General features: G+C 74.3%; 16 protein-coding genes. 13 read left to right on the forward strand and 3 right to left on the reverse strand.

Annotated features, from left to right (window positions below):
• Positions 1-152 precede the first annotated feature (152 nt).
• A complete protein-coding gene (locus tag ACI8AG_RS00005) occupies positions 153-974 on the forward strand; it encodes a hypothetical protein (RefSeq protein WP_456595393.1) in 822 nt (273 codons plus the stop codon).
• A 47-nt stretch (positions 975-1,021) separates the two neighbouring features.
• Entirely contained in the window at positions 1,022-1,198 is a 177-nt protein-coding gene (locus ACI8AG_RS00010; RefSeq protein WP_456589768.1) for a hypothetical protein, read from the forward strand.
• Between the two features lie 35 nt (positions 1,199-1,233).
• On the opposite strand, the gene pdxY is transcribed toward ACI8AG_RS00010, so the two are convergent.
• The 3 genes from pdxY to ACI8AG_RS00025 form a co-directional block, all read right to left on the reverse strand.
• Positions 1,234-2,085, reverse strand: coding sequence for a pyridoxal kinase PdxY (gene pdxY / locus ACI8AG_RS00015; protein WP_456589767.1), 852 nt, complete (start codon positions 2,083-2,085; stop codon positions 1,234-1,236).
• 44 nt (positions 2,086-2,129) lie between these two features.
• Positions 2,130-2,954 carry an IclR family transcriptional regulator domain-containing protein gene (locus ACI8AG_RS00020; RefSeq protein WP_456595394.1) on the reverse strand — a complete coding sequence of 275 codons (825 nt, stop codon included), beginning with the start codon at positions 2,952-2,954 and terminating at the stop codon, positions 2,130-2,132.
• 119 nt (positions 2,955-3,073) lie between these two features.
• Positions 3,074-4,588, reverse strand: a complete 1,515-nt coding sequence (locus ACI8AG_RS00025) for an amidohydrolase family protein (RefSeq protein WP_456595395.1) — start codon at positions 4,586-4,588, stop codon at positions 3,074-3,076.
• Between the two features lie 233 nt (positions 4,589-4,821).
• Here ACI8AG_RS00025 and ACI8AG_RS00030 point away from each other — a divergent pair, with 233 nt between their 5' ends.
• From ACI8AG_RS00030 to ACI8AG_RS00080, 11 genes are all read left to right on the forward strand, one after another.
• Positions 4,822-6,018 carry a CaiB/BaiF CoA transferase family protein gene (locus ACI8AG_RS00030; RefSeq protein ID WP_456595396.1) on the forward strand — a complete coding sequence of 399 codons (1,197 nt, stop codon included), beginning with the start codon at positions 4,822-4,824 and terminating at the stop codon, positions 6,016-6,018.
• Positions 6,015-6,851 carry a citryl-CoA lyase gene (locus ACI8AG_RS00035; RefSeq protein ID WP_456595397.1) on the forward strand — a complete coding sequence of 279 codons (837 nt, stop codon included), beginning with the start codon at positions 6,015-6,017 and terminating at the stop codon, positions 6,849-6,851. Before ACI8AG_RS00030 ends, ACI8AG_RS00035 begins: the two co-directional genes overlap by 4 nt.
• Before the next feature lie 11 nt (positions 6,852-6,862).
• Positions 6,863-7,834: a zinc-binding dehydrogenase gene (locus tag ACI8AG_RS00040; RefSeq protein WP_456595398.1), complete on the forward strand. Its 972-nt coding sequence runs from the start codon at positions 6,863-6,865 to the stop codon at positions 7,832-7,834.
• A gap of 80 nt (positions 7,835-7,914) precedes the next feature.
• The gene (locus ACI8AG_RS00045) at positions 7,915-8,778 is read left to right on the forward strand and encodes a dioxygenase family protein (protein WP_456595399.1); all 864 of its coding nucleotides are present in this window, start codon (positions 7,915-7,917) and stop codon (positions 8,776-8,778) included.
• Between the two features lie 86 nt (positions 8,779-8,864).
• Positions 8,865-9,020: a hypothetical protein gene (locus ACI8AG_RS00050; RefSeq protein WP_456595400.1), complete on the forward strand. Its 156-nt coding sequence runs from the start codon at positions 8,865-8,867 to the stop codon at positions 9,018-9,020.
• A gap of 10 nt (positions 9,021-9,030) precedes the next feature.
• A complete protein-coding gene (locus ACI8AG_RS00055; RefSeq protein WP_456595401.1) occupies positions 9,031-10,020 on the forward strand; it encodes a ribonuclease Z in 990 nt (329 codons plus the stop codon).
• 47 nt (positions 10,021-10,067) lie between these two features.
• Positions 10,068-11,663, forward strand: coding sequence for an alpha/beta hydrolase fold domain-containing protein (locus tag ACI8AG_RS00060; RefSeq protein ID WP_456595402.1), 1,596 nt, complete (start codon positions 10,068-10,070; stop codon positions 11,661-11,663).
• Positions 11,660-12,772, forward strand: coding sequence for an L-dopachrome tautomerase-related protein (locus ACI8AG_RS00065; protein ID WP_456589757.1), 1,113 nt, complete (start codon positions 11,660-11,662; stop codon positions 12,770-12,772). The genes ACI8AG_RS00060 and ACI8AG_RS00065 overlap by 4 nt, the downstream gene beginning before the upstream one ends.
• A 116-nt stretch (positions 12,773-12,888) precedes the next feature.
• The gene (locus ACI8AG_RS00070) at positions 12,889-13,731 is read left to right on the forward strand and encodes a formate/nitrite transporter family protein (RefSeq protein ID WP_456595403.1); all 843 of its coding nucleotides are present in this window, start codon (positions 12,889-12,891) and stop codon (positions 13,729-13,731) included.
• A gap of 162 nt (positions 13,732-13,893) precedes the next feature.
• Positions 13,894-14,301, forward strand: coding sequence for a four-helix bundle copper-binding protein (locus ACI8AG_RS00075; protein WP_456595404.1), 408 nt, complete (start codon positions 13,894-13,896; stop codon positions 14,299-14,301).
• 40 nt (positions 14,302-14,341) lie between these two features.
• Positions 14,342-15,598 (forward strand): cation:proton antiporter domain-containing protein, encoded by a 1,257-nt coding sequence (locus ACI8AG_RS00080; RefSeq protein WP_456595405.1) that lies wholly within the window; start codon positions 14,342-14,344, stop codon positions 15,596-15,598.
• Positions 15,599-15,607: the final 9 nt, after the last annotated feature.

Consider the following 15,607-nt stretch of genomic DNA (forward strand, 5'->3'; position numbering starts at 1 on the left):
GGGGTGCCCCTTTGTGATACCCGCAGTGGCCCTCCCCGGGGGGGGCCGCGGGGGGGTGCCGCGGGGGGGGGGCGGGCGGGCCGCCCCCCCCCCCCGACCGGGTGATCCTCGTCCTACGGCGGACGACGGAGGTGCCGGGGCACAGTGGAGGCGTGTTCGACGTCGACTGGATGGGTCTGCTGACCCGGGAGGTGCTGCGCGAGCGCGGCGCCGCGCTCATCGCCGAGATCTGCGCCTGGGCCGTCGGCCTCTCCGACCGCCCGCACTACCGGCGGCGCGCGGGCCGCGTCGCCCCGAGCGGCCTGACGGTGGGCGAGCGGGCCGCCACCGGGCAGCCGCTGGGGGATGACGAGGACGGCCGGGTCGACCTCGGTGACGCCGCGCCGGGCAGCTTCCAGGACGCGCTCAACATGATCGGCGCCGACGGGCGGCTGGTGGCCGAGCGGTTCGACGACGAGGTGCTGCTGCCCTTCGTGGCGGAGACCTGCCGGGTGGCGGGGGAGCGGGCCCGCGCCACCCGCCAGGCCGAGTGGGCGGAGCTCGCCGAGGACCTGGGGGAGGACCCGGCCGACGTCGCCGACGTGGTACGGGCCGGTGGCTGGGACGCGCCGCTGCGCATCGACGCCGAGCACCTGGTGCTCGCCGCGCTCCGTGACGTCCCGCTGATCGAGGTCGAGGCCGAGGGGTTGCCGCTGTCGCTGGTCCGCGCGGCCGAGGCCGCCACCCGGTCGGCCGCCGTCCCCGAGCCCGTGCCGGTACCCGACGAGAGCCTGGCCGGTGCGCTGTTCCTCGCCCGGGCGGCGCTCGAGGCTTCCGGCTGCACGGTGCCCGTACCGCCGGAGGAGGCCGACCTCCTGCTGGCCGCGCTCGGCGACACCGGGCTGGAGGCCGAGGAGGTGCCGTCGGTGCTGGTGCACCTGCCCGTGGAGGAGGGCACGATCACCCGGATCGCGGCCACGCTCGCCGGCCACTGATCCCTGCTCCATGTGTCCGGGATCGCTGCCTGGGTAGCCATCGACCCATGGCTAAGAACAACGACCAGGACGCCCAGCGCGCCGCCGTCCGCGAGGCCAAGAAGCAGGGTGTGGCGCCCAGCGCGGCCGGTGTCACCACCGGGGCCAGCAAGCAGATCGAGCACCACACCCACAAGGACGACCGGCACGAGCACTCCAGCGCCCAGGGGAAGAGCAAGACCTGACCCGCGGCGCCCCCGGGTTCGTCCGGGGGCGCCGGTCAGACCTCTTCGACGGCGAAGCTGCGCGACGGCGTCACGAACTCGTCCTGCGCGGCGACCAGCAGGATCTCCCGCGAACCGGCGTCCTCGGTGCGCTGGAGCAGACCGAACACCGACGCCGCCGCCCGCCCCAGCGCCTCACCCGCCGAGCGGGTGTCGAGCCAGTGGGCCAGGAAGAGGGCGGCGATCGCGTCGCCGGCGCCGTTCACCGACACCCCCAGCCGCGGGGTGCGCACGCGGAAGTGCCGGCCGCCCTCGGAGGCGAGCAGGTCGACGGCGTCCTCGGGGGTGTCCTCGGCGACGAGCGACGTGGTGAGCACGACCCGCGGCCCGAGCGCGTGCACCGCCGCGACCGCGTCCTTGACCGAGGTCAGCGAGCGGGTCGGGGTGCCCGAGAGCAGGTCCAGCTCGTAGTGGTTCGGCGTCACCAGGTCCGCGGCCGGGACGGCGACCTCGCGCATGAACTCCTCGATGCCCGGGCGCACGAAAACTCCGCGACCGACGTCGCCGATCACCGGATCGCAGCAGTACACGGCGGCCGGGTTGGCCGCGCGCACCCGCGCCACCGTGCCGACGACGGCGTGCCCGATGTCGGCGGAGCCGAGGTAGCCCGACAGCACCGCGTCGCAGCTGCCGAGCACGCCGCGGTCGGCGACCCCCTGGACCAGCTCCTCGATCGACTGGCCGTCGTAGACCCGGCCCGTCCACTGGCCGTAGCCGGTGTGGTTGGAGAACTGGACGGTGTGCACCGGCCAGACCTCGATGCCCAGGCGCTGCAGCGGGAAGACGGCGGAGCTGTTCCCGACGTGGCCGTAGGTGACGTGCGATTGGATGGAGAGGACGGCGGTCACGGGACAGACCCTGGCACATCGGACCCGCTGATCTTCACGGGCGTTCAGCCGGCGCCGGCCGCCCGACCCGGGGGCAGCTGCACGTGCGGGCGGGACTGCCACAGCGCCCACTCGGCGCTGATGTCCCCGGCGGTGCGGAGCAACTGCGGCAGGTGCTCGCCGACCAGCCGCTCGGTGGAGGTCTCGGCGGCGTGCACGGTCACGTTCATGGCCGCACGGACGACGCCGTCGCCGTCGCGGACGGGCACGGCCACCGAGCGGACCCCCGGGGCGAGCTCCTCGTCGGCGAGCGCCCAGCCGCGGGCGCGCACCTCGGTGAGCTCCGCTCGCAGCTGCTCGGGCGAGCGGCCGATCATCGGCGGCAGCCCGGCCCGGCTGGGCTGGGCGAGGGTGTCGGCCAGCTGGTCGGGCGGCAGGGCGGCGAGCAGCACCTTCCCCTGCGACGTCTGGGTGGCCGGGAAGCGCGTGCCGATGTCGACCCGCAGCGCGATCAGCTTGGGCACCGCGACCCGCGCGACGTAGACGATGTCGGAGCCGTCGAGCTGGGCCATCGACGAGGACTCGCCGGTGCGGGCGACCAGCGCCTCCAGGTGCGGGCGGGCGATGTCCCACAGGCCGAGGGCGCCGACGTAGGCCATCCCCAGGGTCAGCACCTTGGGGGTGAGGGCGAACCCGCCGGCCGACGATCGGACGAAGCCCAGCTCCTCGAGCGTCAGCAGCAGCCGCCGGGCGGTGGGGCGGGCCAGCCCGGCGGCGGCGGCCACCTCCGACAGCGTCATCGTCGGGTGCTCGCGGTCGAAGCAGGCGAGCACGTCCAGACCCCGTGCGAGCGCCTCGACGAAGTCGGGCCCGCTGCCTCGCCCTGCCATCCCGGTTCCCTCCGTCGTCCGCCGTACCGAGATCGCGCGATCCCCTCGCTCCCGGATGGGAGCAGTGTGCGAGATCGCGCGACCTCGGCGCGCGATGGTGTGCCCGCGGGCACGCTTCCTCAGTGCTCGGTGACCGCCCCGGCCGGACGCTCGGTGGCCAGGTGCTCCTCGAAGGCCTGCTCCCGGGCGGTGTGCGTCCCGTGGGACTTGTACTCGGTGTACTGGTACGGGTTGTCCAGCATCTGCGTGTCGGGCAGGTCGGGGTACATGCCGCCGGCCCACGCCTCCTCGCCCATTGCGCCGCGCAGGTGCTCCACGGTCGCGTCGATCTCCCTGCGCGCCGCGGCCAGGTCGACGTCGACCAGCCGGTGGGCGTGCTTCACGACCCGGCCGTCGACCAGCACCGTGTGCACGTCACCGCGCTGGGCCTGGAAGGCGACGTGGCCGAACGGGTTGAGCAGGGGGAAGGAGACCGGGGAGTCGTCGTTCTTGATCAGGACGACGTCGGCCCTCTTCCCGGGCGCCAGGGTGCCCAGGTCGTCGCGGCCCAGCGCCAGCGCGCCGCCCCGGGTGGCCCACTGGACGACGTCCTGGGCGCGCAGCTGGAGGTGGGTGACGGTGTCGCCCTTCAGGTGGGCCTCGAAGTGCTCGCGGGAGCGGTCGGCGCCGAGCGTGGTGCGCATGGCCGAGAACAGGTCACCGCTCCACCAGACGCTGGTGTCCATCGACAGCGACACCGGGATGCCGTGCGAGCGCACCTGCCAGGTGGGCGGGTAGCCCTGTCCGGCGCTCTGCTCCGACTCCGTGGACACCGAGATGGAACCGCCGGTGGCCGCGATGCGGTGGTAGGAGTCCGGCGTCAGGGTGGCTGCGTGCACGTACACCGTCTCCGGCGTCATGAAGCCGTGCTCGTGCATCAGCCGGATGCCGTCGTCGTTGGTGGCGCCCCAGACGCCGGCGTGCGTCGTCACCGGAAGGCCGAGCTCCCGGGCCACCTCGAACGCGGCCTTCTCCGGGAAGGCGGGGTCGCCGGTCACGTCGAAGGCCAGCTGCAGGCCGAGCATGTCGTCGGCGGCGTCGCGCTGCCGGGTGAGGAACGACCGGACGGCGGGGTCGGCGGTCCACTCCCACGGCGCGGCCTGGATGTTGCCGTAGGCCAGGACGAACCGGCCCGGCACCGAGCGCAGCGCGTCGACGGCGGCCTCGGCGTGGTCGACCGACTGCAGGCCGTGCGACCAGTCCACGGTCGTGGTGACGCCGGCCTCGAGCGCCTCCAGCGCCGAGAGCCGGTTGCCCGCCGCGACGTCCTGGGGGCGGAACTTCTTCCCGTGCTCGAGGTAGTACCAGACGAAGTACTGGGTCAGCGTCCAGTCGGCGCCGTAGCCGCGCATCGCGGTCTGCCACATGTGCCGGTGGGTGTCGATCATGCCCGGCATCACGATGCCGCCCCGGGCGTCGATCTCCTGCGTCCCCTCGGGTACGTCGAGCGCCGGCCCGACCGCGGCGATGCGGTCGTCCACGACCAGCACGTCCGCCTCGGGCAGGACGGTGCAGGTCTCGTCCATCGTCAGGACGGTCCCGCCGCGCAGGACCACCGGCCGGCCGGCCGCCGGAGCGGGCTCGGAGTGGGTCATCGTCTCCTCCTGGACGTCGTCGTCGCGTCGCCGGACCAGCGTCCGCTAGACGGACAGCCTGTGCGACGTGGGTCACCATCTCCTGCTCGTCGGATGGTGTCAACCGGGCTGCGCAGTTCGGCGTGCAGCGGCTGGACTCCGGTTGACAGCCCGCAGCGAGCCGTCGGAGACTGCGAGCGTCGAAACGCGGACGAGTGTCCGGCAAGGCCTGCGACGAGGAGAGTGCATCCCGGATGAGCGCTGACACTGCGGTCGCGGAGGTCCCCGGGGCGCCGGCTGCGGGGCCCCTGGCCGGGCTGCTGGTGGCGGACTTCTCCCGCATCCTGGCCGGCCCGTACTCCACCATGCTGCTGGCCGACCTGGGCGCGGAGGTGGTCAAGGTGGAGGGCCCGCACGGCGACGACACCCGCACCTGGCAGCCGCCGGTCCGGGACGGCGTGTCGACGTACTACATGGGCGCGAACCGCAACAAGCGCTCGGTCGCCCTCGACCTCAAGGACCCCGCGGACGCCGAGGCCGCGCGGGAGCTCGCGCGCCGGGCCGACGTGCTGGTGGAGAACTTCAAGCCCGGTGGCCTGGCGCGCTTCGGGCTGGACTACGACACGGTCTCCGCGACCAACCCGGGCGTGCTCTATGCCTCGATCAGCGGCTTCGGCAGCGCCCCGGAGGGAGCGTCGCTGCCGGGCTACGACCTCATCGTCCAGGCGATCTCGGGCTTCATGAGCCTCACCGGCGACCCGGACGGCTCGCCGTACCGGGCCGGGGTCGCGCTCTTCGACGTCATGGCCGGCCTGCACGCCACGATCGGCGTCCTGTCGGCGCTCAACCACCGGCACGCCACCGGCGAGGGACAGCACATCGAGGTCAACCTGCTCTCCTCGGCGCTGTCGGGCCTGGTCAACCAGACGAGCGCCTACGTGGCCGGGAACGTGGTGCCCTTCCGGATGGGGAACAGCCACCCGAGCCTGTTCCCGTACGAGCCCCTGCCGTGCGCCGACGGCGACCTGATCATCACGGCCGGCAACAACGGCCAGTTCCGCCGGCTGGTGGAGGTCCTCGGCGTGCCGGAGCTCGCCGACGACCCCCGGTTCAGCCGCAACGAGGACCGCACCGCCAACCGCGACGAGCTGCGCCCGCTGCTGGTCGAGCGGCTGCGCACCCGGAGCAAGCAGGAGTGGTTCCGCGACATCATCGGCGCGGGCGTGCCCTGCGGACCCATCAACACGATCGACCAGGGGGTGGCGTTCGCCCAGGAGGTCGGCCTCGACCCCGTCGTCCGGGTGGGCGAGGGTGCGGCCGCCGTGCCCTCGGTGCGCAACCCGATCACCTTCTCCGCGACGCCGCCGGCCTACCGGCTGCCCCCGCCGGGCCTGGACGAGCACGGCACGGAGATCCGGCGCTGGCTGGCCGCGCCCGAGGAGTCCCGGTGACCGACGAGCGCCCCACGTACCCGACCGCGCTCGGCGCCTCCAGCCTCGAGTCGATCACCCTCCTGGGCACCGACCTGGCCCGTGACGTCATGGGCACCGTGGGCTTCGGGGAGCTGGCCTTCTGGCTGGCCACCCAGCGGCGTCCCAGACCGGGGGAGACCCGCGTGTTCGAGTCCGTGCTCGCCGCGCTGGCCGATCACGGGTTCACGCCCACCGCGATCGTCACCCGGCTCACCTACCTCTCGGCACCGGACTCGATCCAGGGCGCCCTGGCCGCCGGGCTGCTCGGCGGCGGGTCCCGGTTCCTCGGCGTCACCGAGGACTGCGGCCGCTTCCTGCACGGCGTCCTCACCGCCGTGGACGGCGACCTGCCCACCGACGACGCCGGCTGGGACGCGCTCGCCCTGGAGACCGTGACCGCGCAGCGCGCGGCCGGCCGGTTCGTCCCCGGGCTGGGGCACCACGTGCACAAGCAGGGCGATCCGCGCACCCCGCGGCTGTTCGAGATCGCGGCCGAGGAAGGGCTCGTCGGCCCGCACCTCTCCCTGTTCGCCGCCATCGGCCGCACCCACGAGCAGGTGCTCGGCAAGCGGCTCCCGCTCAACGGCGCCGGCGTCTGCGGCGCGGCCCTGGCCGACCTGGGGCTGCCGATGGAGCTGCTGCGCGGATTCGCGCTCCTGGCCCGCACTGCCGGGCTGATCGGGCAGCTCGCCGAGGAGCTCCGGCACCCGGTGGCCAACGACGTCTTCCTCTCGGTCGACCTCAACAACCGGCCGGTCGACCCCGACCCGTTCGTCCCCGCGCCGCTGCGCGGCGCCGGGCCGCAGGCCTGAGGGGACCGGCCGTGCGCGCCGCCGTCCTGCACGCCCCGGGGGAGGCCCCGCAGCTGCGCGAGCACCCCGATCCGGTGCCCGGGGCCGACAGCACCGTGGTCCGCGTGACCGCGGCGCCCCTGGTCCCGCTCGACCTGCTCTGCGCGTCGGGCACCTCCTACTTCGGGCGGCCCGCGGTGCCCTACGTGCCCGGGGTGCAGGGCATGGGCGTGGTCGAGGACGGGCCCGGCGCCGTCCCCGGCACCCGGGTCTGGTTCAGCACCGCCGCGGGCATGGCCCCCGGCGACGGCAGCCTCGCGGAGCGCTGCGCCGTGGCGGCCGGCGACCTGGTCCCGGTGGACGCCGACGTCCCGGACGCCGCGCTGGCCGCGCTGGGGCTCTCCGCCGTGGCCGCCTGGATGTCGCTGACCTGGCGCGGGGGCCTGCGCCCGGGCGAGCACGTGCTCGTGCTCGGCGCCGGCGGGGCCGTCGGGCAGGCGGCGGTCGGCGCGGCCCGGCTGCTCGGTGCCGGGCGGGTGGTGGCGGCGGCCCGGTCCGCGGCGGCCCGCGAGCGGGCGCTCGCCGCCGGCGCCGACGCGGTGGTGGCCCTCGATGCCGACGTCGACACGCTCGCCGCCCGGTTCGCCGACGCGGCCGCTGGGCGGCTGGACCTCGTCGTCGACCCCGTCTTCGGTCCGGCGGCCACCGCGGCCTCCCGGGCGCTCTCCGCGGGCGGCCGGCTGGTCAACCTGGGCGGCGCCTCCGGGGACAGCGCGGAGTTCTCCTCGGCGGTGCTGCGGGGGAAGTCGGCGTCGGTGCTCGGCTACACGAACAACGCGCTGACCGCGGCGCAGCGCGCCGAGGCGGTCGGCGCCATCGCCCGGGAGGCGGCGGCCGGCCGGCTGTCCGTCGCCCACGAGCAGGTGCCGCTCGCGGACGTCGCCGCCGCGTGGCAGCGGCAGGCGACCGGCGACCCCGGCGTCCGGTTGGTGCTGACGCCCTGAACGAGCATGCCCCCGCGGGAGCCGCGGGGGTCGAGGTTGCGCGGCCGGTGCCCCGGCCGCGCGGACGGCAGGAGGACACCGTGCAGCTGGTCACCGAGGAGAACATCACCGACCTCGCGGTCGAGCGCTGGGCCACCGCCCGCGATCCGCGGCTGGCGGAGGTCATGACCGCGCTCGTGCGGCACCTGCACGACTTCGCCCGCGAGGTGCGGCTCACCGAGGACGAGTGGATGGCCGCCGTCCAGTGGCTGACCGCCACCGGCAAGATCAGCACCGAGAAGCGCGAGGAGTTCATCCTCGCCTCCGACGTCGTCGGGCTGTCGATGCTGGTCGTGCAGATGAACCACCGCCTCGATCCGCGCGCGACCCCGGCCACGGTCCTGGGGCCCTTCCACATCGAGGGCTCGCCCGAGCTCGGGTACGCCGAGGACATGTCCGAGGGCCTGCCCGGGACGCCGCTGTTCCTGCACGGCCGGGTGACCGACCTCGACGGCGCGCCGGTGGCCGGCGCGGTCCTGGACGTGTGGCAGGCCGACACCGAGGGCGCCTACGAGTCGCAGCTGCCCGACATCGACGAGGCCCGGCTGCGTGCGAAGTACACGACCGGGGAGAACGGCGAGTACTGCGTGCGCACCATCGCGCCGCTGGGCTACACGATCCCGATGGACGGCCCGGTCGGCGACCTGGTCGCCCGGACCGACATCAGCCACTTCCGGCCGGCGCACATCCACTTCCTGATCAACGTGCCGGGCTTCGAGCCGCTCATCACCCACCTGTTCCAGGAGGGTGCGCCGTACCTGGACAGCGACGTCGTCTTCGGGACCAAGCAGGAGCTGGTGACGGCGTTCGAGGAGCGGGAACCGGGCGCCACCCCCGACGGCGGCTCGATCGACGTGCCGTGGCTGGAGTCGCGCTACGACTTCGTGCTGCAGCGGCAGTCCTGAGGGCCGCCGCCGGTCCCGGATCGCGGCGGGGCCGGTTCGCCGCCACGATGGGAGCACGGACGCCGGACCGACGGAAGGAGCGTGGGATGACCGACCCGGACACCCAGGGACAGGCCGAGCCGACCGACGAGGGCTCGCACGCCAGCGTGGGCGACGACCCGGCCCGCCCCGGCGGCGGCCGCACCGGCGGGGAGACCTCCGTCGACGAGGCGATGGGGCAGGAGCCGGACGACCCGTCCTGAGGCGGCCGCGGTGTCGTCGCGCGAACTCGTCGTCCTCGGCACCTCGAGCCAGGCGCCGACCCGCGACCGCAACCACAACGGCTACCTGCTGCGCTGGGACGGCGAGGGTCTCCTGTTCGACCCCGGCGAGGGCACGCAGCGGCAGCTGCTCCTGGCCGGGGTGCCCAGCAGCGCGATCACCCGCATCTGCGTCTCGCACTTCCACGGTGACCACTGCCTGGGTCTCCCCGGCGTGCTGCAGCGCATGAACCTCGACCGGGTGGCGCACCCGGTCCCGGTGCACTTCCCGGCCGGCGGCCGGCCGTGGTTCGACCGGCTGCGCCGTGCCTCGGTGTTCCACGACGTGCTCGATGTCCCCGAGCTGCCCGTGGCCGGCGACGGGACGGTCGCGGCCGGCGGCTTCGGGACGCTCGTCGCCCGGCGGCTGGACCACCCGGTCGAGACCTACGGCTACCGCCTGGCGGAGCCCGACGGGCGCCGGATGCTGCCCGACCGGCTCGCCCGGCACGGCATCGCCGGCCCCGACGTGGGCCGGCTGCAGCGGCTCGGCTCGCTGGCGCGGAACGGCCGGGTGGTGCACCTCGAGGAGGTCAGCGCGCCGCGGCCGGGGCAGCGGTTCGCGTTCGTGATGGACACCCGGCTGTGCGACGCCGTGTGGGGGCTGGCCGAGGGCGCCGACCTCCTGGTCATCGAGTCCACCTTCCTCGACGCCGACGCGCGGCTGGCCCGCGAGTACGGCCACCTCACCGCCCGCCAGGCCGCCACCGTGGCCGCCGACTGCGGGGTGCGGACGCTCGTGCTGACCCACTTCTCCCAGCGGTACGACGACCCGCGCCGCTTCGCCGACGAGGCCGGGGCGGTGTTCGGCGGGGACGTCGTCGTCGCGGCCGATCTGCAGACCGTGCCGGTGCCGCCCCGGGCCGGGACCGCCACGGGCGGGACCGGCGCCGGCGGTCAGGAAGACCCGTCGGCACGCGTGCCCGCAGCCGGCCACGGGTAGGAGCCGGACGACCGGTTGCACATGACGGAGAGACGTGGGAGGCCCCCGTGGCCCTGGACTACCCGACCCTGCCCGGCGACATCGACCACCTCATCGCCGACGACCACGCGGTGGTCGAGCGGCAGTTCCAGCACCTGGAGGCCGGCCGTGGCAACCGCCGGGTGCTGGTCGACCAGATCTCCTTCGAGCTGGCGCTGCACGCCTTCGCCGAGGAGACCGTGCTCTACCCGATCTGGCCCGAGCTGGGCATGACCGACGAGCACGACGACGCCGAGCACGAGCACCAGGAGATCAAGGAGCTGCTCGTCGTCCTCGGCCGCACCGAGCCCGGCGAGGACGAGTTCGAGCAGGCGCTGGCGAAGCTGATGGGCGTCGTCCGCCACCACGTGCACGACGAGGAGGACGAGGAACTTCCGGAGTTCCGCCGCAAGGCCGGCCCGGAGCGCATGGCGCAGCTGGGCGAGGAGTTCCTGGCCGCCAAGCGGATGGCGCCCACCCGACCGCACCCGCATGCCCCCGACGAGGGCATCGCCGAGCGCATCGCCGGCATGCTCGCCAAGCCGCTGGACCACGTCCGGGACCTGCTCTCGGGGAAGCAGAAGGAGATGGCCACCGATGCCTCGGGCCTGCTCGACCCGCAGGCCCAGGCGATCGTCGACGCGCACTCCTCCCTCGGCCCGCTGCCGTTCGAGATCCTCGAACCCGACCAGGCCCGTTCCCAGCCCGGCCCCGACGACGCGGTCGCGAAGGTCATGGCCGACAACGGCCTCGAGGGCCCGGAGCCGGTCGGGTCGGTGGAGGACATCGTGATCCCGGACGCCGCCGGTGGGCAGCAGCGCATGCGGGTCTACAAGCCCGTCGACGCCGGCAGCGACCGCCTGCCCGTGATCATGTGGATCCACGGCGGCGGCTGGGTGCTGTTCGACATCGACACCTACGACGCCTCCTGCCGAGGTCTCGCCAACAAGGCCCGTGCGATGGTGGTCAGCCCCGACTACCGGCGGGCGCCCGAGGCGGTCTTCCCCGCGTCGCACGACGACGTCCTGGCTGCCTACCGGTGGGTGGTGCAGCACGCCGCCGAACTCGGCGGCGATGCGACCCGGATCGGCATCGGCGGGGAGTCGGTCGGCGGCACGATGGCCGCTGCCACGGTCCTCCAGCTCGCCCGGGCGGGCGAGCCGGTGCCGTCGGCGGCGGTCTGCGTCTACCCGCTGACCACCGGCGAGCAGGTCGGTGAGTCGATGGAGGACGCCGCCGACGCGCGGCCGCTGGACCGGCCGCTGCTCTCCTGGATGGCGATGCACGCGTTCGAGGGGAAGCCCGACGGGGCGAAGGACCCGCGGGTCGACCTGCTGGGGTGGGGCCGCGACGAGCTCGCGCTGATGCCGCCGACGCTGGTGATCACCGCCGAGCGGGACGTGCTGCGCAGCCAGGGACAGCAGTTCGCGCAGAACCTGGAGGCCGCCGGCGTGCCGACCACGCACCGCCACTACCAGGGCGTCATGCACGAGTTCTTCGGCGCCGCGGCGGTGCTGGACAAGGCCGAGCAGGCCCAGCAGGAGGCCGCGCGGCACTTCGTCCGCGCCTTCGGGGCGGCCCGGCCGGCGGTGGGGGCGGTACCCACCAGCGGCGGGACGGCGTGACGACGGCGGCGCTGCGGCTGGCGGTCGACGAGCCGGTCGGCGAGCTGGAGGTCGTGCACCTCTTCCACGACGCCATGCCCACCGGCGTCACCGTCTCGCACGGCGGGCGGATCTTCGTCTGCTACCCGAAGTGGGGTGACGACGTCGGGTTCACCGTGGGCGAGCTCCGGGACGGGCAGGCGGTCGCCTACCCGTCGCAGGAGCTCAACGACAACCGCTCCGACGCCGACCCCGAGCGCCTGGTCTCGGTGCAGAGCGTCGTCGTCGACCCGGCCGACCGGCTGTGGCTCCTGGACACCGGCAGCCCGATGTTCCGGCCCACCGAGCACGGGGGGCCGAAACTGGTCTGCGTCGACCTGACCAGCGACACCGTCGAGCGGGTGATCCTCTTCCCGACCGACGTGGCGCTGCCGACGACGTACCTCAACGACGTGCGGTTCGACCTGCACCGGGGCGAGGCGGGGTACGCGTTCATCACCGACTCCTCGGACCAGGGCCCGAACGGCATCGTCGTCGTCGACCTGGCGTCCGGGGAGAGCTGGCGGCGGCTGCACGAGCACCCGACGACGAAGGCCGGCACCCCGCCGCAGCTCCGGATGGTGGTCGAGGGCGTCGAGTTCGCCGAGCGCTCGCCCGACGGCGAGGTCTCACCGGTCACGATGGGCGCCGACGGCATCGCCCTCGCCGCCGACGGCAGCCGGCTGTACTACTGCCCGCTCGCCGGCCGCAGCTGGTACAGCGTCGCGGTGGACGCCCTGGTCGACCGTGGCCGGGACGACGACGCGGTGGCCGCCACGGTGCGGGACGAGGGGGACAAGGGCTGCGTGAGCGACGGCCTGGAGACCGACGACGCGGGGCGGCTCTACGTCACCGACGGGGAGCACGACGCGATCCACCGCCGGCTGCCCGACGGGTCGTGGGAGACCGTGGTGCACGACCCGCGGCTGCTGTGGCCCGACACCCTGAGCGTGGCCGCCGACGGCCACCTCTACGTGACGGCCAACCAGCTCCACCGGCAGTCCACGTACCGCGGTGGTGAGGACCAGCGACGCAGGCCCTACGTCCTGTTCCGCACCCCGATCGACGCCGGGCCCGTACGGCTGCGCTGAACGATCCGGGTCGGCAGCGGCTGCTCCGACCTGCCGCGGCCCGGTGACCCGGGTTGCCGCGGCTCCTGCCGGGCGGGAGGCTGCCCTCAGCAGCGACCACCGACCGGAGGGTGACGATGGCGGCACGTGAACCGAAGGAGATGGCCCAGGTCGCCACCGCGATGGGCGCCAAGAAGGTGGGCCGCACCTGGGACCGCGTGCTGGTGAGCGCCTTCCTCGCCGGCGCCTACATCGCCTTCGGCGGCCTGGTGGCCATCACCGTCTCCGCCGGCCTGGACCCGGCGACGTGGGGCACGCTGCCGACCCTCTTCACCGGGGCCACCTTCACCCTCGGCCTGGTCCTGGTGCTGATCGCCGGCTCCGACCTGGCCACCGGGAACATGCTGCTGGTCCCGATGGGTGCCATGCACGGCAAGCTCGCCGTGACCGACGTGGTCCGCAACCTCACGCTCGTCCTGTTCGGCAACCTGCTGGGCGCGTTGTTCGTCGCCTTCTTCCTCGCCGTCGAGACCGGCGTGATCGGGGACGCCGACGCCGTCGGGACCGCCGGGCTGACCTACGAACGCCTCGCCTCCATCGCCGAGGGGAAGGCGCTGGGGGAGTCGCCGTGGCAGACCTTCCTGCGCGCGGTGGGCTGCAACTGGCTGGTCTGCCTCGCGGTGTGGATGTCGCTGGCGGCGACGTCGGTGTCGGGCAAGATCCTGGCGATCTTCTTCCCGATCATGGCCTTCGTGGCGATGGGGTTCGACCACGTCGTAGCGAACATGTTCTTCCTGCCCGCGGCGATCTTCGCCGGCGTCCCCGACGTCGGCTGGGACGACACGGCGCTGAACTGGCTGCTGGCCGGGGCGGGCAACCTGGTCGGTGCGGTCATCTTCGTGGCGACGTCCTACTGGTACCTCTTCCTGCGCGACACCTCGGAGACGGCGCCGGAGGGCGAGCCCGCCGAACGCGGCTGACCGGCCGGCCGGGGGGTTCGCGGGTCCCACCAGCGGGTCCGTCACGGGATCGTCACGGGCGGCACGTGTGCCCGGCGTCGGGGCGCGGGTAGGGCTCCCCCCGGCGAGAGCCCTCGGGGCGCGACCGCGGCCCGGGCCGACGACCCAGCGAAGGAGGCCGACGTGACCGTCGCCGCCCAGATGCTCGACACGTACCCCAAGGACCTCGGCGGGGTGGACAAGCAGAAGCTCCTGGAGTGCATCGAGGCCTGCTTCGAGTGCGCCCAGGCCTGCACCGCGTGCGCCGACGCCTGCCTGAGCGAGGACTCCGTCGCCGAGCTCACGAAGTGCATCCGCAGCAACACCGACTGCGCCGACATCTGCGACACCACCGGCCGGGTGCTCTCCCGGCACACCGGCTACGACGCCAACCTGACCCGGGCCGTGCTCGAGGCCTGCGCTGCCGCGTGCAAGGCCTGCGGTGACGAGTGCGCCCAGCACGCCGAGATGCACGAGCACTGCCGGGTCTGCGCCGAGGCGTGCCGCCGCTGCGAGACGGCGTGCCGGGAGCTCATCGCCAGCCTGGGCTGACCACCATGCGGACGACGCGCACCTCTCCCGGAGGTTCCCGGTGACCGTCGACGTCCTGCTGGCGGCGGCAGGCGCACTCGCGCTCGTCGCCGCCGCCTGGTCGGACCGCATCCGCCGGCTGCCGATCAGCGAACCGCTCCTGGCGCTCGCGATCGGCGTCGTCCTCGGCCCCGCCGTGCTCGGCCTCCTGCCGCTGCCGGACCTGCTCGAGGACCACGGCTGGCTGCACACCGCCACCCGGATGCTGCTCGCCGTCTCGGTCATGTCGGTGGCGCTCCGCTACCCGGCCCGTGAGGCACGGGCCCGCTGGCGGCCGGTCCTGCTGCTGCTGGCCGTGGTGATGCCGGTGATGGCCCTGGTCAGCACCGGGCTGGCCGCGGCCACCCTGGGCCTCGGGCTCGGGGTCGCCGCGCTGCTGGGTGCCGCGCTGGCGCCGACCGACCCGGTGCTGGCCTCCAACGTGGTGACCGGCAAGCCCGCGGAGGAGGACCTGCCCGGGCGCGACCGGCAGGTGCTCTCCCTGGAGTCCGGTGCCAACGACGGCCTGGCCCTGCCGCTGGTCCTGGTGGCGGTCGCGCTCGCCGGCCCCCTCTCGTTGGGGGAGGCGCTGCTCGAGTCGCTCTGGCAGGTCGCCGGCGCCGTCCTGCTCGGCGCCCTGCTCGGCTGGCTGGGCGGCCGGGCGCTGCGCGCGGGGGCCGACCACGGGGCCACCGACCCCGGCCCCGAACTGGTGTTCACGGTGGTGCTGGCCCTCGCCGTCCTGGGCATCGGGGGCCTGATCCACATCGACGGGATCCTGGCCGTCTTCGTCTGTGGTCTCGCCTTCAACGCGGTGAGCACGGGACGGGAGCGGGTGGCGGACGTCCGGATCGACGAGGCGGTGAACCGGTTCGTCGTCCTCCCGCTCTTCGTGGCGTTCGGTGCGCTGCTGCCGTGGGCGCAGTGGCGGGAACTGGGCTGGGCAGGGGTGCTCTTCGCGGCGTCGATCCTGCTGCTGCGCCGGCCACCGGTGATCTACCTGCTGCGCCGTCCGCTGGGCCTGGCGCCGCCGGACGCCGCCTACCTGGGCTGGTTCGGTCCCATCGGGATCTCCGCCCTGTTCTACCTGACGCTGGAGTCGGAGCGGCTCGCGATCGACCCGGTCGTGCTGGCGGCCGGTTCGCTGGTGGTCGCGGCCAGCACGCTCGCCCACGGGCTGACCGCCACGCTCGGCCGGCGGCTGTACCGCGGCGCCACCGGCGGGCAGCGGGACGCCGGTGCGCAGAGCGCTGAGTCGTCGCAGGGGTCGGCGGGGTAGGGGGACCCC

Source organism: Blastococcus sp. SYSU DS0552, assembly GCF_054050815.1.